The 24,504-nt window shown below is 69.8% G+C and carries 21 protein-coding genes; 4 read left to right on the forward strand and 17 right to left on the reverse strand.

What is annotated here, in order from left to right; all coding sequences use genetic code 11:
* Nucleotides 1–84: 84 nt before the first annotated feature.
* The 3 genes from BKA15_RS13340 to BKA15_RS13350 all read right to left on the reverse strand — a co-directional run bounded on the left by BKA15_RS13340 (nucleotide 85) and on the right by BKA15_RS13350 (nucleotide 3,702).
* The gene (locus tag BKA15_RS13340; protein ID WP_179751474.1) at nucleotides 85–921 is read right to left on the reverse strand and encodes a hypothetical protein; all 837 of its coding nucleotides are present in this window, start codon (nucleotides 919–921) and stop codon (nucleotides 85–87) included.
* Between the two features lie 101 nt (nucleotides 922–1,022).
* Nucleotides 1,023–1,670, reverse strand: coding sequence for a response regulator transcription factor (locus BKA15_RS13345; protein WP_179751475.1), 648 nt, complete (start codon nucleotides 1,668–1,670; stop codon nucleotides 1,023–1,025).
* 7 nt (nucleotides 1,671–1,677) lie between these two features.
* Nucleotides 1,678–3,702 (reverse strand): sensor histidine kinase, encoded by a 2,025-nt coding sequence (locus BKA15_RS13350; RefSeq protein ID WP_179751477.1) that lies wholly within the window; start codon nucleotides 3,700–3,702, stop codon nucleotides 1,678–1,680.
* A 173-nt stretch (nucleotides 3,703–3,875) separates the two neighbouring features.
* On the opposite strand from BKA15_RS13350, the gene BKA15_RS13355 reads away from it, so the two are divergent.
* The 4 genes from BKA15_RS13355 to BKA15_RS13370 all read left to right on the forward strand — a co-directional run bounded on the left by BKA15_RS13355 (nucleotide 3,876) and on the right by BKA15_RS13370 (nucleotide 7,302).
* Entirely contained in the window at nucleotides 3,876–4,235 is a 360-nt protein-coding gene (locus BKA15_RS13355; protein ID WP_179751479.1) for a hypothetical protein, read from the forward strand.
* Complete coding sequence (locus BKA15_RS13360) at nucleotides 4,232–4,930, forward strand: hypothetical protein (protein ID WP_179751481.1); 699 nt, start codon at nucleotides 4,232–4,234, stop codon at nucleotides 4,928–4,930. Before BKA15_RS13355 ends, BKA15_RS13360 begins: the two co-directional genes overlap by 4 nt.
* Nucleotides 4,931–4,966: 36 nt before the next feature.
* Nucleotides 4,967–6,295, forward strand: a complete 1,329-nt coding sequence (locus BKA15_RS13365; protein WP_179751483.1) for a glycosyltransferase — start codon at nucleotides 4,967–4,969, stop codon at nucleotides 6,293–6,295.
* Between the two features lie 104 nt (nucleotides 6,296–6,399).
* A complete protein-coding gene (locus BKA15_RS13370) occupies nucleotides 6,400–7,302 on the forward strand; it encodes an endonuclease domain-containing protein (RefSeq protein ID WP_179751485.1) in 903 nt (300 codons plus the stop codon).
* A gap of 626 nt (nucleotides 7,303–7,928) precedes the next feature.
* On the opposite strand, the gene BKA15_RS13375 is transcribed toward BKA15_RS13370, so the two are convergent.
* Genes BKA15_RS13375 through BKA15_RS13440 form a run of 14 tightly spaced genes read right to left on the reverse strand, consistent with a single transcriptional unit; the run spans nucleotide 7,929 to nucleotide 24,504 of the window.
* A complete protein-coding gene (locus BKA15_RS13375) occupies nucleotides 7,929–8,915 on the reverse strand; it encodes a polyprenyl synthetase family protein (protein ID WP_179751487.1) in 987 nt (328 codons plus the stop codon).
* A gap of 28 nt (nucleotides 8,916–8,943) precedes the next feature.
* Nucleotides 8,944–10,524, reverse strand: coding sequence for an NADH-quinone oxidoreductase subunit NuoN (gene nuoN, locus BKA15_RS13380; protein WP_179751489.1), 1,581 nt, complete (start codon nucleotides 10,522–10,524; stop codon nucleotides 8,944–8,946).
* Nucleotides 10,524–12,065 carry an NADH-quinone oxidoreductase subunit M gene (locus tag BKA15_RS13385; protein ID WP_179751491.1) on the reverse strand — a complete coding sequence of 514 codons (1,542 nt, stop codon included), beginning with the start codon at nucleotides 12,063–12,065 and terminating at the stop codon, nucleotides 10,524–10,526. The genes nuoN and BKA15_RS13385 overlap by 1 nt, the downstream gene beginning before the upstream one ends.
* 11 nt (nucleotides 12,066–12,076) lie before the next feature.
* The gene (gene nuoL, locus BKA15_RS13390) at nucleotides 12,077–13,996 is read right to left on the reverse strand and encodes an NADH-quinone oxidoreductase subunit L (RefSeq protein WP_179751493.1); all 1,920 of its coding nucleotides are present in this window, start codon (nucleotides 13,994–13,996) and stop codon (nucleotides 12,077–12,079) included.
* A gap of 13 nt (nucleotides 13,997–14,009) precedes the next feature.
* A complete protein-coding gene (nuoK, locus tag BKA15_RS13395; protein WP_179751495.1) occupies nucleotides 14,010–14,309 on the reverse strand; it encodes an NADH-quinone oxidoreductase subunit NuoK in 300 nt (99 codons plus the stop codon).
* Nucleotides 14,310–15,221, reverse strand: a complete 912-nt coding sequence (locus tag BKA15_RS13400) for an NADH-quinone oxidoreductase subunit J (RefSeq protein WP_179751497.1) — start codon at nucleotides 15,219–15,221, stop codon at nucleotides 14,310–14,312.
* Entirely contained in the window at nucleotides 15,218–15,856 is a 639-nt protein-coding gene (gene nuoI / locus BKA15_RS13405) for an NADH-quinone oxidoreductase subunit NuoI (protein WP_376766802.1), read from the reverse strand. Before nuoI ends, BKA15_RS13400 begins: the two co-directional genes overlap by 4 nt.
* The gene (gene nuoH, locus BKA15_RS13410) at nucleotides 15,856–17,241 is read right to left on the reverse strand and encodes an NADH-quinone oxidoreductase subunit NuoH (RefSeq protein ID WP_179751499.1); all 1,386 of its coding nucleotides are present in this window, start codon (nucleotides 17,239–17,241) and stop codon (nucleotides 15,856–15,858) included. Before nuoH ends, nuoI begins: the two co-directional genes overlap by 1 nt.
* Before the next feature lie 2 nt (nucleotides 17,242–17,243).
* Entirely contained in the window at nucleotides 17,244–19,736 is a 2,493-nt protein-coding gene (locus BKA15_RS13415; RefSeq protein WP_179751501.1) for an NADH-quinone oxidoreductase subunit G, read from the reverse strand.
* Nucleotides 19,733–21,058, reverse strand: a complete 1,326-nt coding sequence (nuoF, locus tag BKA15_RS13420) for an NADH-quinone oxidoreductase subunit NuoF (protein WP_179751503.1) — start codon at nucleotides 21,056–21,058, stop codon at nucleotides 19,733–19,735. Before nuoF ends, BKA15_RS13415 begins: the two co-directional genes overlap by 4 nt.
* A complete protein-coding gene (gene nuoE, locus BKA15_RS13425) occupies nucleotides 21,058–21,792 on the reverse strand; it encodes an NADH-quinone oxidoreductase subunit NuoE (RefSeq protein WP_179758444.1) in 735 nt (244 codons plus the stop codon). Before nuoE ends, nuoF begins: the two co-directional genes overlap by 1 nt.
* A gap of 20 nt (nucleotides 21,793–21,812) precedes the next feature.
* A complete protein-coding gene (locus tag BKA15_RS13430) occupies nucleotides 21,813–23,156 on the reverse strand; it encodes an NADH-quinone oxidoreductase subunit D (protein ID WP_179751505.1) in 1,344 nt (447 codons plus the stop codon).
* Nucleotides 23,156–23,953 (reverse strand): NADH-quinone oxidoreductase subunit C, encoded by a 798-nt coding sequence (locus BKA15_RS13435; protein ID WP_246322338.1) that lies wholly within the window; start codon nucleotides 23,951–23,953, stop codon nucleotides 23,156–23,158. The genes BKA15_RS13430 and BKA15_RS13435 overlap by 1 nt, the downstream gene beginning before the upstream one ends.
* The gene (locus BKA15_RS13440) at nucleotides 23,950–24,504 is read right to left on the reverse strand and encodes a NuoB/complex I 20 kDa subunit family protein (RefSeq protein ID WP_179751507.1); all 555 of its coding nucleotides are present in this window, start codon (nucleotides 24,502–24,504) and stop codon (nucleotides 23,950–23,952) included. Before BKA15_RS13440 ends, BKA15_RS13435 begins: the two co-directional genes overlap by 4 nt.

Below are 24,504 nucleotides of genomic sequence, written 5' to 3' on the forward strand. Positions count from 1 at the left end.
TGCGGTTGTCGACAAACCCACGTCATGGGGCGCGTACGGCGTCGGGTTGTCGACAAACCCGCGCTATCCAGGGGCTGCGGCGGGTCAGCAGGGGCGGGTTACGGCGTCGTTCTCGTCTCTGCCGTCGCCCGCGTCGTAGTAGCGAACGGTCAGTTCGTGGTTCTTCCGCTCGCCGAGGCGTTCCCGGGCCAGGGCGCAGGTTCGGGTGGCGTCCGAGGGACCGTCGGCGGACAGCTGGACCTGGACGAGGTCGCCGAGCACCAGCCGGCGGATCGGGCTTACGCGTTCCAGCGACGTCAGGACGTCGGCGATCTCGGGCGACCGGGTGAAGGCGGCGCGCTGCAGGGTCACGGTCGTGTTCGTCGCGCCGCCGGAGATGATCACCCGGTCGGCGCCCAGGGGCCGGCCGGCGGAGAGCTCGCGGATCAGGCCCGCGGCGAACGGGACCGGGCGGGCCGAGGAGTCGAGGATGATCTCCGCCGACGAGCCGTACGGGTCGACGACGATCGTCGCCGGCGCGGTCAGTCGCACCACACCCAGCCGGCGCAGCAGGTTCACCGCGGCAGTGTCGTCGGTCGCCTGATCACCAACGCTGGTACGGCTGGCCAGCCGCGCGGACCCCAGCACCAGCGTCCAACCCTCGTCGCGATCCCGGGCCACGTGGAGCACCTCCAGCGCCTGCTCCGCGGTGGCCTCCGAGCCGAGTTCGATCTCGTGCGCGGTGCTGTCGACCCGAGCCACGCCGGGGAGTCCCTCGAGCGCGGCCTGGCGGGCCACGATGACGATCCAGACGGTGCCGGCGATCAGGGCGACCGCAAGGCAAAGCGCGATGAACCGGTGCACCCCGTACCGGGGATTCATCAGCAGGTCCAGCGCCGTCCGTCGAGGTCTCGGTGCCGCTCCCGCATCGGCTGCATTCATTCGGTTCTCCCGGCTCGATGTCGGTCGTGCGTCGACCCCCGGGGACGCGTTGGCGACCCTACCGGGCGGCCGGTCCACCGAGTCACCGGTCGGCAGAGCTGCTAGAGGCCGGCTTCGCGGGCGCGGAGGATCGCGGTGGCGCGGTCGGCCACCTGGAGCTTCGCGAAGATCGAGGACAGGTGGTTGGCGACGGTCTTCGGGGACAGGCCGAGGCGGCGGGCGATCGCGGCGTTCGGCTGCGCAGCGGCGAGCAGGCCGAGGATCTCGCGTTCCCGCGGGGTCAGTTCCGGGAACGGGTCGGCCGGCGCCGGCGGCGCGGTGAGGAACTTCAGCACCCGCTGCGCGACGCCGGGCGAGAAGATCGCCTCGCCGGCGGCGACGGCCCGGATGGCGCGGGCGAGCTCGTCCTGCTCGGCGCCCTTGACCACGTACCCGCTGGCGCCCGCCCGCATCGCCGCGAACACGGAGTCGTCGTCGTCGAACATCGTCAAGATCAACACCGCCACGCCGGGCAGCGCCCGGACGATCTCCCGGGTCGCCGCGAACCCGTCCAGTTCCGGCATCCCGAGGTCGAGCATCGCGACGTCGGGCCGGTGCAGGACGACCTCCTTGATCGCGGCACGGCCGTCGGCGGCGACGCCGACCACCTCGATGTCGGGCATCGAGCCGAGCAGCGCGGACAACCCGGCCCGGACCACCGGATGATCATCGGCGAGCACGACCCGAATCGGCGTATCCCGTTCTGTCATGGCGTCCTCACGTTCCCAACGGCAACCAGGCATCGACCCGGCCGCCGGACGACGAGGGTCCCGCGACGTAGCCACCACCCACTTCGGCCGCGCGCTCCTTCATGGCCTGCAACCCCACTCCCGACTGCCAGGGTGCACCCGAGGTTCCGTCGTCGGCAACCGAGACCTCCAGCCGCCGACCCGTACAGCCCAACCGGACCAGGACGTGGTCGGCGCACGAGTGGCGGACCGCGTTGGTGAGGGCCTCGGTCACGATCCGGTACGCGGCCACCTCGACCGCCGCCGGCAGCGGCGGCAGTCGATCGGGCAGGTCCAGCGTGACCCGGATCGGATCCCCGTCGGCCCGGCGGCCCAATTGCTCGGCCCGCTGCCGGATGGCTCCGGTCAGCCCGAGTTCGTCCAGCGCCGGCGGGCGCAGGTCGTCGACGACCCGGCGGACGTCGGCCAGCGCGACTCGGGCGTCGCGGCGCAGGGCATCCAGCAGCCCGGTGAGCTCGGTCTGGCCGGTGAGCTCGGGCCGGCCGGCAGCCTGGTTCGCGGCGGCGTCGGCGGTGAAGGCGATCCCGGTCAGCGACGGTCCGAGCCCGTCGTGCAGCTCGCGGCGCAGCCGGCGACGCTCCTCCTCCCGCGCCTCGACCAGCCGTTCCCGCGACGCCTGCAGTTCCGCCGAGACCACGGTGGCGTGCACCGCGACGGCCAGCGGCGCGGCGAGCAGGTCGAGCACCCGCCGGTCCGCGTCGGCCAGCCGGCGTTCGCCGGGACGCAGGCCGATCGCCAGCCGGCCGACCTGGGCGCCGTCGTAGATCAACGGCAGGTGCACCGGCCGGTCCGGTGCGGGACCGAAGCCGGCGAGCGTGGTGTCGTCCTGCTCGAGGGCGAGGTACGGCAGCCGCAAGGCTCGCCCGATCGACTCCGCGATCCCGGACAGCCCGGCCCGATCGGTCGCCAGCTGGGCGCCGAAGCGGGACCAGACCCGGGCGGGGTCGGCGCGATCTCCGTACATCACCCGATCGACCAGCCGCTGCAGCCGATGCAGGACGGGCGCGGCCGCCAGCACGAGCAGGACGGTCGCAACGGCGGAGCGGCCGAGCTGCTCGGAGATCACCCGGTCCAGCAGGAACACCAATCCCGTGTACGCCACCACGACGGCCAGCGACAGCAGCGCCCAGGCCAGCACCCGGGACACCACGAGCCGGATGTCCAGCAGCTGATGGCGGACGACGGCGACGGTCACCGCGATCGGGATCAGCGGAATGCTGAACAGGACGAAGATCGGCGTGCCGGCGACGAAGCTCCACGGCAGCAGGGCACCGACGACGATGATCACCGCGAGCAACAGCCAGAGCAGCTGCCGGCGGGCGACCTCGGTGCCGCGCCGGAACCGCAGCATCAGGGACACCAGTCCGAGCAGGTACGCGATCAGAGTGCGCACCTCGGTGATCAACCAGAGCGGACCCAACTCGGCATGGGCCGGCAACGTCAGGTAGCCGACCAGCCCGTTCTGGCTCGGCGTCGGGTCGGCGCCGAGTTCCACCGCGAACAGGGGCGCCGTGATCACGACGCCGATGATCACCCAGCGCCAGCGCGAGCTCAGCGGACGACCGTCCGGGAAGATCAACAACGCCACCGGGATGCACAGTCCGATGGCCCAGGTCCAGCTGTAGCCGAACCCGGTGATCATCAAGCGCTGCAGCTCCACCGGCGCGCCGGTCACGGCGGCCACCGCGGCGGCCGGGGCCAGCGCGGCGGACAGGGTCTGCAGCAGCCCACCGGCGACGAACAGCCAGCCGATCGGGTTGGCGGTCCGGTGCCAGGCCAGGACCGCACCGCAGCCGGCGAACCCGAGCCCCATCACGGCGTTGGTGAGGACGAAGGCGTCCAGTGCGTCAGCGATCGACCAGCCGAGCCGGACGCAGCAGGCGACGGCGATGATCACCAGCAGCCCGGCCAGCAGGCCCAGCGCCAGGGCGGCGAACCGCGCCGGCGGCGGACGGCGGACGACCTCGTCCGCGGTCAGGTCCGGCGTCGCCATGGCAACAGTGTGCGCTGCCGGCACTCCCGGTGTCCCGGGAAATCTTCCCGGCCCGGCCAGGTCAGCTCCCGGCCACGCTCACCGTCGATCCGGGGCGGCCGGGAATCTGCACTCCGCAGGCTGGTTCTCGACCGGAGCGCCACGGCTCCGGCGAGACACCGAGGAGTTCCATCATGTCGCTCGCCTTCCGGATCGGACTGATCCTGCTGGCCGTACTGTCGGCCGTCGACCTGGCCGGCCCGCTGCTCACCGACGGCGAGACGCCGCCGCTGGAGATCGCGCTGATCGGCTGCGCGCTCGGAGTGATCAGCATCGTCTTGATCATCTTCGCCTGGCGCGGCAGCCGGGCCGCCGCGATCGGGGTAGTGGTCACCCGGGTCGTGTCGGCCCTCACCGCGGTCCCGGCCTTCCTGTTCCCCGACATTCCGCCACTGCCGATGATCCTCGCCGGCGCGATGATCACGCTGACCGTCGTCGGCTCAGCGCTGGTCCTGGCCGGACTGCGCCGACCGGCCCTGGCAGGTGCCCGGTGACCGCCACCGTGCAGCGGGCCGCCGCGGACGGTTCCAAGATCGACAACGGCCGAACGACCGCGACCCGCCGGGTCGCGTGCTCGGTGGCGATGCTGCTGGCGCCGTGGGGTTTCGTGATCACGAACACCTGCTACCTGCTGGCCATCCGGGGCGGCGGCAGTGACGAGAACGGTGCCGCGGCGCTGAGCCTCTACGCGGCGCAACCCGGGCTGGTGCGGCTCGGATCCGTGGCCGGCATGATCGGCTGCCTGCTGCTCGTACCGGCCGTGCTCGGGCTGCTCCGCGCGGCCCGGAACAGCTGGCTGGTCTTCGCCGGCGGCGCGCTGATGATCGCCGGGTACGTCTGCTACCTCTCCGTGCTCAGCGGCGGCTTCGTCACCCTCGCCATGGCCGAGCGCGGTGATCATCCGGCCGACTACGCGGCAGTGATCGACGCCGGGCAGGCCGAGACCGGCTGGGTCTTCCTGATCTTCGTCGTCGGCAACCTCGGCGGCACCGCCGTGCTGGCCAGTGGGCTGCTGGCCAGCCGTGCGGTCCCGGTCTGGGCCGCGCTGGGCATCCTGGCCTGGCCGCCGCTGCACATCATCGGCCTGATCTTCTTCGGCAACGAGGTGCCGCAGGTGATCGGCGCCGTGCTGCAGGCCCTCGGGTTCGCCGGCTGCGCCGTCGCGCTGCTCCGCCGCCGGCCCTCCTGATCGTACGAAAACCCCACCGAACAAGGGAGAACCCCCATGTCCGACCTCACCCCCGGCCCGTACCGGATCCTCTTTGCCAGCGTGCCCGTGGAGGGCCATGTTCACCCACTGCTCCCGATCGCGACCGAGCTGACCGGCCGCGGCCACCGGGTCACCTGGCTGACCGGGCGACGGTTCCGGCGGACCGTCGAGTCCACCGGCGCCTCGTTCGCGCCCCTGGACGCGGCCCATGATCCGGGCGAGGCCGGCCTGCTTGCCCGGTTCCCGGAACGCGACCGACTGTCGGGGCTGGCCCGGCTGACGTACGACCTCAAGCACGTCTTCATCGACGAGATCCCGCTCCAGGCCGCCGACCTGGAACGGGTCGCCGCCGGCTTCGACGCCCACGCCCTGGTCGCCGATCTCGGCTTCGTCGGCGCCGCCGCGTTCCATCAGCGGACCGGGCTGCCCTGGGCCACCGTCGGCATCACGCCGCTGGTGCTGCCCAGCCGGGAGCTGCCGCCGTTCGGCCCGGGACTGCCGCCGCTCCGCGGTCCGCTGGACCGGCTCCGCGCCGCGGGCATCCTGCTCGCCCAGCGAGCGATGATGCGCGAGGTAGACCGCCACCACAACCGGGTTCGCGGCAGTCTCGGGCTGCCTCCGACGCGGGACGGCTTCTTCACCGCCAACCTGTCCACGCAGCTGTTGCTGCAGGCCGGCACCGCCACGCTGGACTATCCGCGCAGCGATCTGCCGGCGCACGTGCACCATGTCGGCATGCTGTTCTCGGCCGGCCGCCGATCCGCGCAGCCGACGGACTGGCGGGCGGTGGCGGACGGACGGCCACTGCTGCTGGTCACCCAGGGCACGGTCGCCGATCGTTCCGACGAGTTGGTACTGCCCACTCTGCGGGCGCTGGCCGACGAGCAGGTGTTCGTGGTGGCCGTCGCGCCCGGCGGGCTCGGCGACCTGGACGTACCGGCCAACGCCCGGGTGGTGCCCTACGTGCCGTACGACGAAGTGCTCCCGTACGCCGCGGCCATGATCACCAACGGCGGCTACGGCGGAGTCCAGGCCGCGCTCGCCCACGGCGTACCGCTCGCTGTGGCCGGGACCAGCGAGGACAAGCCGGAGGTGGCCGCCCGGGTCGCCTGGTGCGGCGCCGGGCTCAACCTGCGCACCGCCACGCCGAGCGAAGATCAACTTCGCGAAGCGGTCCGCCGCCTGCTCGGTGAGCCCGCGTTCCGGATCGGCGCGCAGCGGATCCAGGCCGACCTGGCCCGCCATGACGGCCCGGCCGAATCCGCCGGCCTCATCGAACGCCTCGCCCGCACCCGCGAACCCGTCCTCCGCCCCGAACGGATGACGAAGCGAGTGCCGAGTTGACGACGCGGATCGGTCCGGTCGACGTCCGGTCGACGTCGAGAGGTCACCACTCGAGGGCAGCGAATCCCCGACGAACTGTCGGAGGGGTGGGTCAGGGTAGGCGGATGGAGTTGCCCAGGCTGCTGACCGTGCAATGCGCGCGGAGGTACGGACTCACGGTCCGACAGTTCCGCGCGCCGCGGTTCCGCCGCCTGTCTCACGGCGTCTACCTTTCCGGGCCGGAGGCGGCGACCCTGACCGAACGAGCGGCGGCCGCGCTCCTGGCGCTGCCGAAGGACGCAGTGATCACGGGCGTCACCGCGCTCTGGATGCATGGGGTGGAGATCGGCTCGCCCATGCCCATTCGAGCCGCCACCGGCACGGGCGGCAGGACCGTCCGGGAGGGCATCCGACTGGCCCGCGTACGTCGGCTGCCCGAGTCGCACCGGCGACTGGCCCGGCCTGCGCCCGCCTGGCTCGCCGCCAACGCGGAGCTGGATCTCGTCCAGTCGGTGGCGGCAGCGGACCGGCTGATCAGGCTGGGCCGAGTGAGTCAATCAGAGCTCGTCGCCGGAGCCGACGCCTGGAGCGGCCGCGGCTGCCTGTTGGCCCGCCGAGCGGCGCGGCTGACGAGGTCCGGCGTGGACTCGCCGAGGGAGTCCACGCTCCGGCTGCTGATGGTCCTGGCCGGATTACCTGAGCCCCGATGCAACCCGATGATCGGAACCCGGGATGCACCGATCGGACACTTCGACCTGGTGCTGGACGACTACCGGGTCGTCGTCGAGTACGACGGTGATCACCATCGCACCGACCCGCTGCAGTGGAGCCGCGACATCGCTCGGCACGAGGCAGCGGCGGCTGCCGGCTACGCCGTCATTCGCGTGACGAACGGGCGGATGGCGCACCCGCGAGAGATCGCCGCCACCGTCCACGCGAGACTCGCTGAGCGCGGCTACCAGGGCCCCGAGCCGGACTTCACCCGCGAATGGCAGGCACTCTTCGAGCGTCGAACCTTCGAGTGGTGAGCAAACGACCCCGATCACGCCGAACCGCGTCGATTTCTCGCCACTCGATCCGCAGGCACGACAAGTCGATGAGCGCAGCGCGGGTCGAGACGGGCATGGAGTCCTCGCGGCGACTCCGCGGGGCACCAGGGAAAGGTGGCGCTGGCGCGAGGCTGGCTCGACCGGGACGGGAAGTCAGGCGATACCGGCCCCGGCGCGAGGCCGGCTCGACCGGACGAGGGTCAAGCGATACAGGACCGGCGCGAGGCAGCGCGACGCGACGGGGACTCAGGCGATACAGGGCTGGCGCAAGGTCAGCTCGACACGAGAGGGGTCAGGCGGCACGGCCGACGGTCGGCGGCGACGTTGACGCGCCAAGACGTTCCCGCGGGAACGCCTCGGGCCCCGAACCGCGCCCCGGCCATTCGAGTGGCGAGAAATCGACCTCCATTCCGCCGAACCGCGTCGATTTCTCGCCACTCGATCCGCAGGCGCGACAGGCCGATGGCGCAAGGTCGGATCGACGGGACAGGGAGTCAGGCGAAACGGGACTGGCGCGAGGCTGGGTCGATGCGACGGGGGATCAGGCGATAGAGGGGTTGGCGCTGGTCGGGGACACGCGGCGCGGCCGGCTCGACGGGCGGGGGTCAGGCGGTGCGGGTGACGACGGTGTCGCAGAGTTCGACGAGGGCTTCCTTGGCGGGGCCGGTGGGGAGGGGGTCGAGGAGGGCTCGGGCGGCTTCGGCTCGCTTGCCGACCTGGGCTCGGGCCTCGTCGATCACCGGGTGGGATCGCAGTTCGGCCAGGACCTCGGCCAGGGCGGCGTCGTCGTGCAGGTCGCCGTCCAGGCGGCGGCGAAGGTCACGGTCGCCCGGGGCGTCGTACCCGCGCAGGAGCAGGGTGGGCAGGGTCGGGATGCCCTCGCGCAGGTCGGTGCCGGGGGTCTTGCCGGTGTCGTCGCTGGTGATGTCGATGATGTCGTCGCTGAGCTGGAAGACGAGGCCGATCTCCTCGCCGAACCGGGCCAGCCGCTGCTGGACGTCCGGGTCGGCGTCGGCGACCATCGCGCCGAACAGGGCGGAGGTGGCGATCAGGGCGCCGGTCTTGCCGGCCAGCACGTCGAGGTAGTGCTGCAGCGGATCGTCGCCGTCCGACGGGCCGACCGTCTCGGCGATCTGGCCCTGGACCAGCCGGGCGAAGGTCCGGGCCTGCAGGCTGACGTATTCGGGGCCGAGCTCGGCCACCAGGTCCGAAGCGCGGGCGAAGAGGTAGTCGCCGACCAGGATCGCGACCGTGTTGCCCCACCGGTCGTTGGCGCTCGGCGACCCACGCCGCAGCACGGCCTCGTCCATGACGTCGTCGTGGTAGAGGCTCGCGACGTGGGTCAGCTCGACCACGCTGGCCGCCTTGACCACGGCCTCCGGATCGTGCCGCGGTCCGAACGACGATGCCAGTACGACGAGCAGCGGCCGGAACCGCTTGCCGCCGGCCGCGATCACGTGCTGCGCGGCCTCGGTGACCAGGGCGGTGTCCGCCTCGGCGGCGCGCAGCAGCGACGCCTCGATCTCGGTCAGCCGCTCCTCGACCGCGGCATCGAAGTCGACCGTGCCGTCGGCGCTCGGCTCTGCAGTCACGGTCCTCCTCCTGGATCAGGGGTGCGCGTTATCCCGAGTAGCGCAGGAACTCACCGGTGGTCTGGGCGATGTCCAGAACCGGTCCGGGGAAGATTCCCAGAGCCACAGTAGCGACCACACCGATGCCGACCGCGACCAGTGTCGTCCAGCCCGGCCGGATCACGGTCGGCGCGCCCTCGCCCGGCTCGGCGAAGAACATCAGCACGATCACCCGGACGTAGAAGAACGCGGCGATCACGCTGAGCACGACGGCCGCCACGACCAGCCAGTGCGCACCGCCGGACCAGGCCGCCGCGAACACCGTCCACTTGCCGATGAAGCCACCGGTCAACGGGATCCCGGCGAAGCTGAGCAGGAAGATCGAGAACACGATCGCGGTCAGCGGGGACCGCTTGCCGAGGCCGGCCCAGCTGGCCAGCCCGGTGGACTCGCCGCCCGCGTTGCGGACCATCGTGACGACGGCGAACGCACCGATCGTCGCCGCGCCGTAGGCCACCAGGTAGAACATGATCGACGAGACGCTGGTCAGCCCGCCGCCGGCGCCGGTGGTGCCCTGGAAGGCGCCGACGAACGCGGTCATCAGGAAGCCCGCGTGGGCGATCGAGGAGTACGCCAGCATCCGCTTGATGTCGGTCTGCACGATCGCGAGGACCGCACCGACGGCCATCGTGGCGACCGCGATCACGGTCATCAGCGGCTGCCAGTCCCAGCGGTCCGCGCCGAGCGCGACGTAGAACACCCGGAGCAGCGCGCCGATCGCGGCGATCTTGGTGCAGACGGCCATGAACCCGGTGATCGGGGTCGGCGCGCCGGCGTACACGTCGGGGGTCCAGGAGTGGAACGGCACCGCGCCGAACTTGAACAGCAGGCCGACGCCGAGCAGCCCCATCCCGGCCAGCAGCAGCCCCGGGCCCTGCTGGCTGGACCGCAGCGCAGCGTCGATCGCGGCCAGCTCGAACGAGCCCGCGTAGCCGTACAGCAGGGCGACGCCGTAGATGAAGAACGCCGAGGACAGTGCGCCGAGGAGGAAGTACTTCAGCGCCGCCTCCTGGCTGAGCAGCCGGCGACGGCGGGCCAGGCCGCAGAGCAGGTAGAGCGGCAGCGACAGGATCTCCAGCGCGATGAACATGGTGATCAGGTCGTTCGACGCCGGGAACAGCATCATGCCGGTCAGCGCGAACAGGGCCAGCGGGAAGACCTCGGTGTGCTCCACCTTGGCCTCGATCGCCTCCCGCTCGGCCACGGTGCCGGGCACCGTCGCGGCCTGGGCGGCGAACACGCTGGCGCCGTTCTCGATCTTGCGCTCGGCGAAGGTGAGGAACGAGACCGCGCCGAAGATCAACAGCAGCGCCCAGATGAAGTAGACCGGGCCGTCGACGACGACCGAGGTGCCGGCCGTGATGCCGGCACCGATCACGCCGACGTTGCGCAGCGTCATGAACAGCGCGGCGGCGATCATGGCGAAGCTGACGATCAACTGCGCCGACAGCCGGTACGCCCTCGGCACCACGGCCTCGACCAGCACACCGACACAGCCGCCGACGAAGATCAGCAGCAGGGGCATGATCAGCCCGTAGTTGATCACCGGCGGATCGATCTGCAAGATCATCACCGTTCTCCCTCCGCGCTGATCATCGGTTGCGGATCAGTCATCTCGGCCTGGCTCATGGTGGCCGCCACGGCCGGTTCGATGGCGTCCAGCAGCGGCTTCGGGAAGAACCCGATCGCCAAGATCAACAGCACCACCGGGGCGAGGGCGAGCCGCTCCCGGATCCTGATGTCGGACATCGTCGCGGAGACCTCGTCGGAGATCGGGCCGGTCATCGTCCGCTGGTACGTGAGCAGCATGTAGACCGCGGCCAGCACGATGCCACTGGTCGCGATGATCGCGAACACCGGGTGCCGCCCGAACGTGCCGGCCAGCACCATGAACTCGGACACGAAGCTGGACAGGCCGGGCAGTGACACGGTGGCCAGGGCCCCGAACAGGAACAGTCCGCCCATCACCGGCGCCACCTTCTGCACCCCACCGAAGTCGGCGATCAACGCGGAGCCGCGGCGCTTGATCAGATACCCGGCGACCAGGAACAGCATCGCCGTGCTCAGGCCGTGGTTCAGCATGTACAGCGTCGCGCCCACCATGCTCTGGGTGGTGAAGGCGAAGATGCCGAGCACGATGAAACCGAAGTGGCTGATCGAGGTGTACGAGATGAACCGCATCAGGTTCTTCGAGGCGACGGCCATGATCGCGCCGTAGACGATCGAGACCACCGCCAGCACCAGGATCACCGGTGTGGCCCACTGGCTCGCGCCGGGGAACAGCTCCAGGCAGAACCTGATCATGCCGAACGTGCCCAGCTTGTCCATCACGCCGACCATCATGGTGGCGCCGCCGGGCGTCGACTCCTCGGCCGCGTCCGGCAGCCAGGTGTGGAACGGGACCATCGGCGCCTTGATCGCGAACGCGAACATGAAGCCGCAGAACAGCAGCCGCGCCGTGTTCTCGTCGATCGGCAGGTCGCGCAGGTCGGACAGCAGGTAACTCGGCGCGCCGTTCTGCGCGGAGATCACCCAGAGCCCGATCACCGCGGCCAGCATGACGAAACCGCCGAGCAGACCGTAGATCAGGAACTTCGTGGCCGCCTGGGCTCGCTTGGCGCCGCCGAAGCCGCCGATCAGGAAGTACATCGGGATCAGGATGATCTCGAAGAAGATGTAGAAGAGGAACACGTCGGTCGCCGTGAACAGCAGCAGCGAGACGCCCTCGACGACGAGCACCAGGGCGAAGAACACCCGGGCGTCGTACTTCGGCTGCAGCGCGGCTTCCGCGCCCGGGATGGGATCGGCGTCGTTCCAGGCGGCCAGGATCACGACCGGGGTGACGACCGCGACCAAGATCACCAGGGTCAGCCCGATGCCGTCCAGGCCGAGCGCGTAGTGCACGCCGAGGGCCTCGATCCACGGCACCTGCTCGACGAACTGCATGCCGCCGGCCGGGTTGAACCGGGTCGCGACGACGATGCCGACGATCAGCGTCAGTACGGAGACCGCGAGCGCGACCTGCTTGGCCGCGGTGCCCTTGACGAAGATCAGCGCGACGGCGCCGATCAGCGGCAGCACCGCGAGCGTGGTCAGGAAGGGAAACATCATCTATGCCTCTCTCAGCCCAGCCGACCGAGCACGAGGACCAGCCCGACCACGGCCGCGCCGGCGGTCATGGTCAACGCGTAGGTCCGGACGAAACCGTTCTGCGCCAGCCGGAGCCGGGAGCCGAAGCCGCCGATCATCCCGGCCACCCCGTGCACCACGCCGTCGACCCCGCCCCGGTCGGTGGCGGCGACGCCGTCGGTGAGCTTCTGGCCGGGCCGCATGAACACCGCCTCGTTGAAGGCGTCGCCGTAGAGATCGTTCCGGGCCGCCAGCGTGAACGGTGACCGGGAGACCGGCGCGACCTTCGGGATGTCCTTGCGCGGGCCGAACAGCAGGAACGCGATCACCACGCCGATCGCCACCACGGCGAGCGTGATCAGACCGACCGGCGTGAAGTGCAGCAGGCTCGGGTGGTGATCACCGTGCGAGACGCCCACCGCCGGGTCGAGCCAGCCGTTGATCCAGTTGTTCAGGGCCAGACCGCCGACGACCGAGCCGAGACCGAGGATGATCAACGGGATCGTCATCACCAGCGGCGACTCGTGCGGGTGTACGCCCTTCTCCCAGCGCTTCTTGCCCAGGAACGTCATCAGCATCAGCCGGGTCATGTAGAAGGCCGTCACGCCGGCGCCCACCATGGCCAGCACGCCGATGATCTGGTTCTGCGCGAACGCGGCCTCGATGATGTGGTCCTTGGAGTAGAACCCGGACAGGAACGGGAAGCCGATGATCGCCAGGTAGCCGGCGGCGAACGTGACGAAGGTGATCGGCATCGCCCGGCCGATCGCTCCGTAGTTGCGCATGTTCACGTCGTCGTTCATCCCGTGCATCACGGAGCCTGCGCCGAGGAACATGTTGGCCTTGAAGAAGCCGTGCGTGATCAGGTGGAAGATCGCGAACGCGTAGCCGGCCGGGCCGATGCCGGCGGCCAGCATCATGTAGCCGATCTGCGACATGGTCGAGCCGGCCAGCGCCTTCTTGATGTCGTCCTTGGCGCAACCGATCCAGGCCCCGGCCAGCAGCGTGACCGTACCGACGATCACCACGGCCGTGCTGGCCGCCTCCGACTGGGCGAAGATCGCGTGCGACCGGACCACCAGGTAGACGCCGGCGGTGACCATGGTCGCGGCGTGGATCAGCGCCGACACGGGCGTCGGGCCCTCCATCGCGTCCAGCAACCAGGACTGCAGCGGCACCTGGGCCGACTTGCCGCAGGCGCCGAGCAGCAGCAGGCAGCCGAGCGCCGTCGCGATCCAGGGGGTCAGCGACGCGGCGCCGGCGTTGACGTCGACGAACGCCGAGGAGCCGAACGTGAACAGCATCAGCATGATCGCGATCGCCATGCCGAGGTCGCCGACCCGGTTGACCACGAAGGCCTTCTTGGCCGCGACCGCCGCGCTCGACTTGTGCTGCCAGAACCCGATCAGCAGGTACGAGGCGAGTCCCACACCCTCCCAGCCGACGAACAGCACCAGGTAGTTGTCGGCGAGCACCAGCAGCAGCATCGCCGCGACGAACAGGTTGAGGAACGCGAAGAAGCGACGCCGGCGCTCGTCGTGCGCCATGTAGCCGATCGAGTAGATGTGGATCAGGCTGCCCACGCCGGTGATCAATAGCGTGAACAGGATCGACAGCTGATCGATCTGCAGGCCGACGCCGATGTTCCAGGAGCCGGTCGGGATCCAGTCCCACAGGTGCAGGCCGACCGACCGCTCCGCGTCCTCCCGGCCGAGCAGCTGGACGAACAGCATCAGGCCGAGGGCGAAGGAGAAGATCGGCGCCAACGTCCCGAGGAAATGGCCCCAGGCGTCGCCGAGCCGGCCGACCAGCAGCAGGATCGCGGCGCTCACCAGCGGCACAGCGATCAGCAGCCAGGCAAGGCCGAAGACACCTTCGGCCGGAACCGGCGTTGGCACTTCGAGGAGGATCATGTCCCTACCGTTTCTAGAACTTGAGCAGGTTCGCGTCGTCGACCGAGGCCGAGCGTCGGGTCCGGAAGATCGTGACGATGATCGCCAGGCCGACCACCACTTCGGCGGCGGCGACGACCATCACGAAGAACGCGGCGATCTGGCCGTCCAGCGCCCCATGCTGGCGGGAGAACGCGACCAGCGCCAGGTTCGTCGCGTTCAACATCAACTCGACGCACATGAACGCCACGATCGCGTTCCGCCGCACCATGAAGCCGACCGCACCGATCGTGAACAGCAGCGCCGACAGGATGATGTAGAGGTTCGGGTCCATTTACTTCCCCTCCTCTTCCTCGTCGGTCGCTGAGCCTGTCGAAGCGCCATCCCTGGCCTGCCCTTCGACAAGCTCAGGGAGCGTTGTGGCCGGGCTGAGCGGCGGCTTGTAGATGTCCGCCTTGTCGCCCGCGACCTGCTTCAGCGATTCCTCGATCGGCCGGGTCAGGTCGCGCGCGTCGAGCACCGTACCGCGGGACTTGAGGGTCTCCGACACCGACTTCTCCGCGACGGAGCCGTCCGGCAGCAGGGCCGGCACGTGGACCGCGTTGTGCCGGGCGAAGACGCCCGGGGTCGGCAGCGGGCCGGGATGCTCGCCGGTCTCGGCGTACTTGCGCATCCGCTCGCCGGCCAGGTCGCGCTGCGTCTTCTTCTCCTTCAGCCGCTCCCGGTGCGCCAGCACCATCGCGCCGACCGCGGCGGTGATCAACAACGCGGCGGTCGCCTCGAAGGCGAACACGTAGTCGTTGAAGATCAGCGCGGCCAGGCCCTGGGCGTTGCCGCCGTGGGTCGTGTTGGCCTGCTCCAGGCCCATCGGGGTGCCGACGATCGCGTTGCCGATCGCGGCGATCAGCAGGATCGCGAAGCCGAGGCCGGCGATCCCGGCCAGCACCCGCTGGCCCTTGATCGTCTCGACCAGCGAGTCCGCGGCGTCGACGCCGACCAGCATCAGCACGAAGAGGAACAGCATCAGGATGGCGCCGGTGTAGACGATGATCTGCACCGCGAACAGGAACGGGGCCTCCAGCGCCGCGTACTGGATCGCCAGCGAGATCATCACCACGGCCAGGCAGAGCGCCGAGTGCACCGGCCGCTTGGCCAGCACCAGGCCCAGCGCGCCGAGCACCATGATCGGCGCCAGCAGCCAGAACGCCACCTCGGGCCCCGTGACCATCGGAACGAGGGTGATCATCGATTCGCCTCCCGCTCGGCCTCGCGCTCGGCCTGCTTGGCTTCCTTCTTCTTCTGCTTCCAGCCGCGGATGCCCTGGTTGATCAACTTCGGCTTGGCGGCGCTGATGTCACCGGCGCGGTCGTCCGGCTTGCCGGTGGCCGGCAGGCCGAGGAAGTACGCCTGCTCGTCGTCGCCTAGCCGGCGCTCGTGCGGCGGCTGCTCCATGCCCGGCAGCAGCGGGGCCAGCAGATCCTGCTTCTCGTAGATCAGGGCCTTGCGGTTGTCGTCGGCCAGCTCGAACTCGTTGGTCATGGTCAGCGCCCGGGTCGGGCACGCCTCGATGCAGAGTCCGCACAGGATGCAGCGCAGGTAGTTGATCTGGTAGACGCGGCCGTACCGTTCGCCCGGGGAGAACCGTTCCTCCTCGGTGTTCTCGGCACCCTCGACGTAGATCGCGTCGGCGGGGCAGGCCCAGGCGCACAGCTCACAGCCGACGCACTTCTCCAGCCCGTCCGGCCAGCGGTTCAGCTGATGCCGGCCGTGAAAGCGCGGCGCGGTGATCCGCGGCGCCAGCGGGTACTCCTCGGTGAACGTCTTCCGGAACATCGTCCGGAACGTCACACCGAAGCCCGCGATCGGATCCAGCAGACCCATCAGGACTCAACCCTCTCCTCGGTCGGGGCCGACCGTCTTGGTTGATGATCGTCGTCGTCGGGGATGATCACGCCGGCCAGCTCGGGCAACCGCTGGTCGCCCATCGGCGGCACCGGATAGCCGCCGGCGAACGCGTCGAACGGCTCCGCCGGCTCGGTCTCGGCTTCCTTCTCCTTGTCGAGGCGATCCCCGATGATCATGACCACGATCAACGCGACCACGATCGCGCCGGCCAGGCCGAAGAACAGCTGCGGTGAGAACCAGCCCTCCCGGTAGCCCAGCCGGAAGGCCGAGACCAGGACGATCCAGGCCAGCGAGATCGGGATCAGGAACTTCCAGCCGAAGTGCATGAACTGGTCGTAGCGCAGCCGCGGCAGGGTGCCGCGCAGCCAGACGAACAGGAACAGGCAGGCCACGACCTTGACCAGGAACCAGACCAGACCCCACCAGCCCTGGTCCAGCGCGCCGACCCCGTCCGGGCCGGGGGCGATCAGGTTGAACGGGAGCGGTGCCCGGTAGCCGCCCAGGAACAGCGTGGCGGCCAGCGCCGAGACCGTGATCATGTTCATGTACTCGGCCATGAAGAACATGGCGTAGCGCATCGAGGAGTACTCGGTGGCGAAGCCGGCGACCAGCTCGCCCTCGGCCTCGGGCAGGTCGAACGGCGCCCGGTTGGTCTCGCCGACCATCGAGACCAGGTAGATCACGAAGGACGGCAACAGGATCACGGCGTACCAGGTCGGCATCGGGAACTCGATCCCGAGGAACGGCACGATGCCGGTCCGCGGAATAGCCTGCGCCGCAACGATCTCCGAGGTGGACATCGAGCCGGAGTACAGGAAGACCGCGACCAGGGCCAGGCCCATCGCGACCTCGTAGCTGATCACCTGGGCGCTGGACCTCAAGCCCCCGAGCAGCGGGTACGTCGAGCCGGAGGACCAGCCGGCCAGCACGATGCCGTACACCCCGACCGCGGCGACCGCGACGATGAACAGCACCGAGACCGGAAGATCGGCGACCTGCAGCGGCGTCACGATGTCGGTGCCGGGCACCTGGATCGGGCCGGCCATCGGGATCACGGCGAACGCGGTGATCGCCGGGATGGCGATCACGAACGGCGCCAGCATGAAGACCAGCTTGTCCGCCGCCTTCGGCGTCAGGTCCTCCTTGAACATCAGCTTCATGCCGTCGGCGAGCGACTGCAGGCTGCCGAACGGGCCGTTCATGGTCGGGCCGTGCCGGTGCTGCATCCTGCCGACGACCTTGCGCTCGAACACGATCGTGAACAGCGTCATCACCAGCAGGACCACGAACGCGAAGACGGCCTTGAGCAGCACCACCCACCACGGGGCGGTGCCGAAGATCGTGAGATCGAGCGGTGTCATGATCAAACTCCCTGCTCAGCTTCTGCTGCGGCCTCGGCCGAGCCAACCGAATCAGATCCTGTCGAACCCGACCCCACCGGGGCAATCCGGACCACGTCGCCGGCCGCCGCCGCCAAGTGCTCGGCGACGCCGAGTCCCGGGGCCAGGGTCGGCACCCAGACCACGCCGTCGGCCATCTCGCCGACCAGTTCGACCGGCAGCTCCAGCGAGCCGTGATCGGTCTCGATCCGAACCTGGTCAGCGATCCCGGCCGCCTCGGCGGTCGCCGTGCTGAGCCGGGCCACCGGCTTCCGGGCGGTCGCCAGCAGAGCCGGCTCGTTGTCGCACGCCCGGCTGGCGTCGATCGCGAGCCGCCAGGTGGCCAGTACGACGGTCGTCGTACCGGGCACGCTGGCCCGGCTCGGTTCGATCGCCGGAGCTGCCGCCACGTGGCCGTCCCAGGGTCCGAGTTCGGCCAGTTCGGCGTCGACCTCGGCGGCGCTGCGGACCCCGAGGTCCTTGCCGAGCAAGTCGGCCAGGGCGGCCAGCACGCGCAGATCGGTCATCGTGTTGTCGCGCTTGATCACCACGCCGAACGGCCGCTCCCGACCCTCCCAGGTCAGGAAGCTGCCGGCCCGCTCCTCGATCAGCGCGACCGGGAGCACGACATCGGCGCGCTCGGTCACCAGCGAGGCCCGCTGCTCGATGCTGACCACGAAGCCGGCCTGTTCCAGGCCCTCCAGCGCGGACCGCGGGTCGAGCAGGTCGCCCGGGTCGACACCGGCCACGACCAGCGCCCCCAGCTCCGAGTCGGCCGCCGACATCAGCATCTCGTCGGTGTCCCGGCCGGCCAGCGCCGGCACCTCGTCGATGCCCCAGGCACCGGCCAGGTCGACCCGCGCGGCGGCATCGCTGACCGGGCGTCCGCCCGGCAGCAGGTTGGGCAGGCAGCCGGCCTCCACGGCGCCGCGATCGCCGGCCCGGCGCGGGATCCAGGCGATCCGGGCACCGGTGGACCGGCTCAGCTCGAGCACGGCGGTCAGCGTGCCGGAGGACAGCGCGGCGCGCTCCCCGACCAAGATCACCGAGTCAGCGTCCAGCTCGACGCCGGCCGGCAGCCGGTTCAGCGTCGCCGCCTCGGCGCCGGGCACGGTCTTGATCAAGGTCGCGCCGTGCTTGCGGGCGCCGTTGCTGAGGTACGGGGCCAGGGTCCACGACTTCAGGCCGCGGTTGCGGTGCGCCTTGCGCAGCCGGAGGAAGACCGTGCCGGCCTCCTCCTCGGCCTCGAACGAGACCAGCAGCACGCCCGACGCCGTCTCCAGGTCGGCGTACGTCACCGGCGCCGCGCCCGGCTTGGCCGCCGAGCCGGCGACCTTGTGGGCCAGGAACTCCGCCTCCTCGGCGGTGTGCGGGCGGGACCGGAAGTCGATGTTGTTGGTGCCGAGGACGGCCCGGGCGAACTTCGAGTAGCCGTACGCGTCCTGCACGGTCAAACGGCCGCCGGTCAGCACGCCGACCGAGTCGCCGGCCTTGCGCAGACCGTCCGCCGCCACCTGCAGCGCCTCCGGCCAGGAAGCCGGCCGCAGCACGTCGCCGTCCCGGACCAACGGGTACGTCAGCCGATCGTCACCGCGGCCGTACCGGAAGGCGAACCGGTCCTTGTCGGTGATCCACTCCTCGTTGACCTCCGGATCGTTGCCGGCCATCCGGCGCATCACGGTGCCGCGCCGGTGATCAACGCGGATCGCCGAACCGCAGGCGTCGTGCTCGGCCACCGACGGCGTCGAGACAAGATCAAAAGGCCGGGACCGGAACCGGTAGGCGGCGCTGGTCAGCGCGCCGACCGGGCAGATCTGGATCGTGTTGCCGGAGAAGTACGACTCGAACGGCTCGTTCTCGTAGATGCCGACCTGCTGCAGCGCACCGCGCTCGATCAGCGCGATGAACGGGTCGCCGGCGATCTGCTCGGAGAACCGGGTGCAGCGGGCGCAGAGCACACAGCGTTCGCGGTCCAGCAGCACCTGCGCCGAGATGTTGATCGGCTTCGGGAAGGTCCGCTTCACGTCGGTGAACCGGGACTCCGCGTACCCGTGGCTCATCGCCTGGTTCTGCAGCGGGCACTCACCGCCCTTGTCGCAGATCGGGCAGTCCAGCGGGTGGTTGATCAGCAGGAACTCCATGTTCCCGTGCTGCGCCTTCTCCGCGACCGGCGAGGTGACCTGGGTCCGGACCACCATGCCCGGCATCACCTCGAGCGTGCAGGACGCCTGCGGCTTCGGCATCCCGCGGCCGTTGCCGGCGTCCGGAATGTCCACCAGGCACTGCCGGCAGGCGCCGACCGGGTCGAGCAGCGGATGATCACAGAACCGCGGCACCTCGACGCCGATCAGCTCGGCGGCCCTGATCACCAGGGTGCCCTTGGGCACCGACACCTCGACGTCGTCGATGGTGAGCGTGATCAACTCCTCCTTCGGGACCACGTCCCCGGAGGCATTCTTATCGGCGGTGACCGTCATCCAGTTACTCCTGCTTCAGCCGGCTTGCGGACGAAGATCGTGCTGCGTTCGTACGGGAAGAGTTCCCAGGCCGGCGTGTGCATGCCGGCCTCGAACTCGTCCCGGAAGTACTTGATCGCCGAGGAGATCGGCGAGGTGGCGCCGTCGCCGAGGGCGCAGAACGAGCGGCCGAGGATGTTCTCGCACAGGTCGAGCAGCTTCTCGATGTCGCCCTCCTCGCCACGGCCCTCCTCGAGCCGCTTGAGGATCTGCACCAGCCACCAGGTGCCCTCCCGGCACGGGGTGCACTTGCCGCACGACTCGTGCTTGTAGAACTCGGTCCAGCGCAGCACCGTCCGGACCACCGAGGTGGTGTCGTCGAAGCACTGCAGCGCCCGGGTGCCGAGCATCGAGCCGGCCGCGACCACCGAGTCGAAGTCCAGCACAAGATCAAGATGCTCGTCGGTCAGCAGCGGCGTCGAGGACCCGCCCGGGGTCCAGAACTTCAGCGTGTGGCCCTCGCGCATCCCACCGGCCAGCTCGATCAGCTTGCGCAGCGTGATGCCGAGCGGCGCCTCGAACTGGCCCGGGTTGGCGACGTGGCCGGACAGGGAGAAGATCCCCATCCCCTTGGACTTCTCGGTGCCCATCGCGGCGAACCAGTCCGCGCCGTTGCCGACGATGCCGGGCACCGACGCGATCGACTCGGCGTTGTTGATCACCGTCGGGCTGGCGTACAGGCCGGCCACGGCGGGGAACGGCGGCCGCAGCCGAGGCTGGCCGCGGCGGCCCTCCAGCGAGTCCAGCAGGGCGGTCTCCTCGCCACAGATGTACGCGCCCGCGCCCGCGTGCACGATCACCTCGAGGTCGAAGTCCGTACCCAGAACGTGCTTGCCGATGTAGCCCGCCGAGTACGCCTCGCGGACGGCCTGCTGCAGCCGGCGGATCACGTGCAGCACCTCGCCGCGGACGTAGATGAACGCGTACTTGGCCTTGATCGCGTACGAGGAGATGATCACGCCCTCGACCAGCGTGTGCGGGCTGGCCATCATCAGCGGGATGTCCTTGCAGGTGCCCGGTTCCGACTCGTCGGCGTTGACCACCAGATAGGTCGGGTTCGGGTTGTCCTTGGGGATGAAGCTCCACTTCATCCCGGTCGGGAAGCCGGCGCCGCCGCGACCACGCAGACCCGAGTCCTTCACCGCGGCCACGACGTCGTCGGGCTGCATCTGCAGCGCCTTGCGCAGCGCCTGGTAACCGCCGCCCTGCTCGTAGTTGTTGAGCTTCCAGGCGCGGTCATCGCCCCAGTTGGCGGTCAGGACGGGCGTCAGCGTGTCGGCCATCAGGCCTTCCCCTCCTCGTTCTGTTCCACCGGCTGCGGCAGGTTGTCCGGATCCGGAGCCTTCCAGCCGTTGGCGCGGGCCAGTTCAAGGCCGAGCAGCGATTGCGGTCCGGCGGTCGGCCCCTCGTCGGCCCGGCCGTCCGGGAAGCCGGCGAGCACCCGCTCGGCCTGCTTCCAGCTGCACAGCCGCGCCCCGCGGGTGGACTGCACCTCGTCGCCGGCCCGGAGCCGGTCCACGACCTCGACGGCGGACTCCGGGGTCATGTTGTCCATGAACTCCCAGTTGACCATCATCACCGGCGCGTAGTCGCAGGCCGCGTTGCACTCGATGTGCTCGAGCGTGATCTTGCCGTCCTCGGTCGTCTCGTCGTTGCCGACCTCGAGATGATCTTGGAGCCGGGCCAGCACCTCGTCGCCGCCCATGATCGCGCAGAGCGCCGTGGTGCAGACGCCGACGTGGTACTCGCCGACCGGCTTCCGCTTGTACATCGTGTAGAACGTCGCGACGCCGGAGACCTCGGCCGGGGTCAGGCCGAGAATGTCGGCGCAGATCTCGATCCCGGCCGGCGTGACCCGGCCGTCCACCGACTGCACCAGGTGCAGCATCGGCAGCAGCGCGGACCTGGCCTGGGGGTAGCGGGCCGCGATCTGGCGCAGCTCGTTGATCGTCTCCTCGCCGATCGCGGTCCCGGTCTCGCTGTAGTCGAGGCTCGGCTCGTCGAAGTGGGTCTTCATCTGGTGCCCGTTCTCGCCGCTCACCGATCAACACCGCCCATCACTGGATCGAGGGAAGCCACCGCGACGATCACGTCGGACACCATGCCGCCCTCGCACATCGCCGGCATCGCCTGCAGGTTCACGAAGCTCGGGTCCCGGAAGTGGGCCCGGAACGGGCGGGTGCCGCCGTCGGAGACGACGTGGGCGCCGAGTTCGCCGCGCGGGCTCTCGACCGGCACGTAGGCCTGGCCGGGCGGCACCCGGAAGCCCTCGGTGACCAGCTTGAAGTGGTGGATCAGGGCCTCCATCGACTCACCCATGATGTGCTTCAGGTATTCGTTGGAGTTGCCCATCCCGTCGCTGCCGACGGCCAGCTGGGCCGGCCAGGCGATCTTCTTGTCGGCCACCATCACCGGGTCGCCCTGCATCTTGTCCAGCCGGTCGATGCACTGCTCGACGATCTTGAGGCTCTGCCACATCTCCTCGAGCCGGATCCGGAATCGGCCGTAGGAGTCGCAGGTGTCCCAGGTGGGCACCTCGAAGTCGTACGTCTCGTAACCGCTGTACGGCTGCTTCTTGCGCAGGTCCCAGTCGTAGCCGGTGGCGCGCAGCGGCGGGCCGGAAATGCCCAGCGCCATGCAGCCGGCCAGATCCAGGTAGCCGACGTCGCCGAGCCGGCCCTTGAAGATCGGGTTCTCGTTGCAGAAGTCCGCGTACTCGGGCAGGTGCTTCTTCAGCCACTTGACCAGGTCGCGCAGATGATCAAGACCGTTGTCGGGAAGATCGTTCGCGACGCCGCCGGGCCGGATGTAGGCGTGATTCATCCGCAAGCCGGTGATCAACTCGAACGCGTCGAGCACCTTCTCCCGCTCGCGGAAGCCGATCGTCATCACGGTCAGCGCGCCGATCTCCATGCCGCCGGTCGCGATGCAGACCAGGTGCGAGGAGATCCGGTTCAGCTCGAGCATCATCACCCGGATGACCTGGGCCTTCTCCGGAATCTGATCTTCGATGTCGAGCAGCCGCTCCACGCCGAGGCAGTAGGACATCTCCTGCGACAGCGGTGACAGGTAGTCCATCCGGGTGCAGAAGGTCACGCCCTGGGTCCAGGTGCGGAACTCCATGTTCTTCTCGATCCCGGTATGCAGGTAGCCGATGCCGGTGCGTGCCTCGACGACCGACTCCCCCTCCATCTCCAAGATCAACCGCAGCACGCCGTGGGTGGACGGGTGCTGCGGGCCCATGTTGACGACGATCCGCTCGTCGCCGCGCTCGGCCTGGTCGGCGACGACCGCGTCCCAGTCCTGACCGGTGACGGTGTAGATCTGATCCGCGTCGTCGTCAGCAAAGGCGCCGTAGGGATCGGTAGTGGTGCTGGACATCAGTTGTAGCTCCTCCGCTGATCGGGTGGCGGAATGGAGGCGCCCTTGTATTCCACCTCGATGCCGCCGAGCGGATAGTCCTTGCGTTGCGGGTGGCCGGGCCAGTCGTCCGGCATCAGGATCCGGGTCAGCGCCGGATGGCCGTCGAAGACGATCCCGAACATGTCGTACGTCTCGCGCTCGTGCCAGTCCGCGGTCGGATAGGTCGGCGTGACCGACGGAACGTGCGGGTCGGCGTCCGGTGCGGTGACCTCGATCCGGATCCGACGGTTGTGCGTCATCGACTGCAGGTGCAGCACCGCGTGCAGTTCGCGGCCGGTGTCGGCCGGGTAGTGCACGCCGGACACGCTGCTGCAGAACTCGAACCGCAGCTGCGCGTCGTCGCGGAGATGCCCGACCAGTTCGGTCAGGTGCTCCCGCTCGATGTAGAACGTGATCTCGCCGCGGTGCACGACGACCCGGTGGATCGCCGCGCGCGGATCCGACAGCAGCTCGGTCATCCGGTCGTACACCTCGTCGAACCAGCCGCCGTACGGGGGCTGCGACCCGGCCGGGAACTCGACGGTCTTGATCAGGCCGCCGTAGCCGGAGGTGTCCGGGGAACCGCTGGCGCCGAACATGCCGCGACGCACGCCGATCACCTCGGCGCGGGTCTCCTGACCTTGATCATCGGCGGCATCGGTGCCCGGCACCGGCTCGGTGGACGGGGCCGCCGTACCGCCGGTGTGCTGGGCCTTGGCCGACCGGCTCTCCGTACCCTCGTCGTCGCCCATGGCGCGGCGCGGCTTGTCGCTCATCGCAGCAGACCCTTCAGCTCGCGGGTCGGGACGTCGATCAGGGCACGCTGCTCGGTCCGCTCGGCCGCCTCGTCGGCGTTCAGGCCGACCGGCAGGTCACGGACCTTGTCGCGCAGCTTGAACATCGCGTCGATCAGCATCTCCGGCCGCGGCGGGCAGCCGGGCAGGTAGATGTCGACCGGCACCACATGATCGACGCCCTGGACGATCGCGTAGTTGTTGAACATGCCGCCGGTGCTGGCGCAGACGCCCATCGCGAGCACCCACTTAGGGTTGTGCATCTGGTCGTAGATCTGCCGCAGCACCGGGGCCATCTTCTGGCTCACCCGGCCGGCGACGATCATCAGGTCGGCCTGCCGCGGCGAGGCCCGGAAGACCTCCTGGCCCCAGCGGCCGGAGTCGTACCGCGGCGCGCCGTACGTCATCATCTCGATGGCGCAGCAGGCCAGGCCGAAGGTGGCCGGCCAGAACGACGCGCTGCGCATGTAGCCGAAGATGTTCTCGACGGTGGTCAGCAGCACCCCGGTAGGGAGCTTCTCTTCTACGCCCAT

Source organism: Microlunatus parietis (assembly GCF_013407955.1).
Taxonomy (GTDB): domain Bacteria; phylum Actinomycetota; class Actinomycetes; order Propionibacteriales; family Propionibacteriaceae; genus Microlunatus; species Microlunatus parietis.

Excerpts from the sequence above, each read along its gene's own strand:
- nuoL (WP_179751493.1), bottom strand. The coding sequence starts at position 13,996 with ATGATCCTCCTCGAAGTGCCAACGCCGGTTCCGGCCGAAGGTGTCTTC.
- BKA15_RS13430 (WP_179751505.1), bottom strand. The coding sequence starts at position 23,156 with ATGTCCAGCACCACTACCGATCCCTACGGCGCCTTTGCTGACGACGAC.
- BKA15_RS13440 (WP_179751507.1), bottom strand. The coding sequence starts at position 24,504 with ATGGGCGTAGAAGAGAAGCTCCCTACCGGGGTGCTGCTGACCACCGTC.
- nuoK (WP_179751495.1), bottom strand. The coding sequence starts at position 14,309 with ATGGACCCGAACCTCTACATCATCCTGTCGGCGCTGCTGTTCACGATC.
- BKA15_RS13340 (WP_179751474.1), bottom strand. The coding sequence starts at position 921 with ATGAATGCAGCCGATGCGGGAGCGGCACCGAGACCTCGACGGACGGCG.
- BKA15_RS13365 (WP_179751483.1), top strand. The coding sequence starts at position 4,967 with ATGTCCGACCTCACCCCCGGCCCGTACCGGATCCTCTTTGCCAGCGTG.
- BKA15_RS13345 (WP_179751475.1), bottom strand. The coding sequence starts at position 1,670 with ATGACAGAACGGGATACGCCGATTCGGGTCGTGCTCGCCGATGATCAT.
- BKA15_RS13370 (WP_179751485.1), top strand. The coding sequence starts at position 6,400 with ATGGAGTTGCCCAGGCTGCTGACCGTGCAATGCGCGCGGAGGTACGGA.
- nuoH (WP_179751499.1), bottom strand. The coding sequence starts at position 17,241 with ATGACACCGCTCGATCTCACGATCTTCGGCACCGCCCCGTGGTGGGTG.
- BKA15_RS13385 (WP_179751491.1), bottom strand. The coding sequence starts at position 12,065 with ATGATGTTTCCCTTCCTGACCACGCTCGCGGTGCTGCCGCTGATCGGC.
- BKA15_RS13435 (WP_246322338.1), bottom strand. The coding sequence starts at position 23,953 with ATGAGCGACAAGCCGCGCCGCGCCATGGGCGACGACGAGGGTACGGAG.
- BKA15_RS13415 (WP_179751501.1), bottom strand. The coding sequence starts at position 19,736 with ATGACGGTCACCGCCGATAAGAATGCCTCCGGGGACGTGGTCCCGAAG.
- nuoF (WP_179751503.1), bottom strand. The coding sequence starts at position 21,058 with ATGGCCGACACGCTGACGCCCGTCCTGACCGCCAACTGGGGCGATGAC.
- BKA15_RS13355 (WP_179751479.1), top strand. The coding sequence starts at position 3,876 with ATGTCGCTCGCCTTCCGGATCGGACTGATCCTGCTGGCCGTACTGTCG.
- BKA15_RS13350 (WP_179751477.1), bottom strand. The coding sequence starts at position 3,702 with ATGGCGACGCCGGACCTGACCGCGGACGAGGTCGTCCGCCGTCCGCCG.
- BKA15_RS13400 (WP_179751497.1), bottom strand. The coding sequence starts at position 15,221 with ATGATCACCCTCGTTCCGATGGTCACGGGGCCCGAGGTGGCGTTCTGG.
- nuoE (WP_179758444.1), bottom strand. The coding sequence starts at position 21,792 with ATGAAGACCCACTTCGACGAGCCGAGCCTCGACTACAGCGAGACCGGG.
- nuoN (WP_179751489.1), bottom strand. The coding sequence starts at position 10,524 with ATGATCTTGCAGATCGATCCGCCGGTGATCAACTACGGGCTGATCATG.
- nuoI (WP_376766802.1), bottom strand. The coding sequence starts at position 15,856 with ATGGGTCTGCTGGATCCGATCGCGGGCTTCGGTGTGACGTTCCGGACG.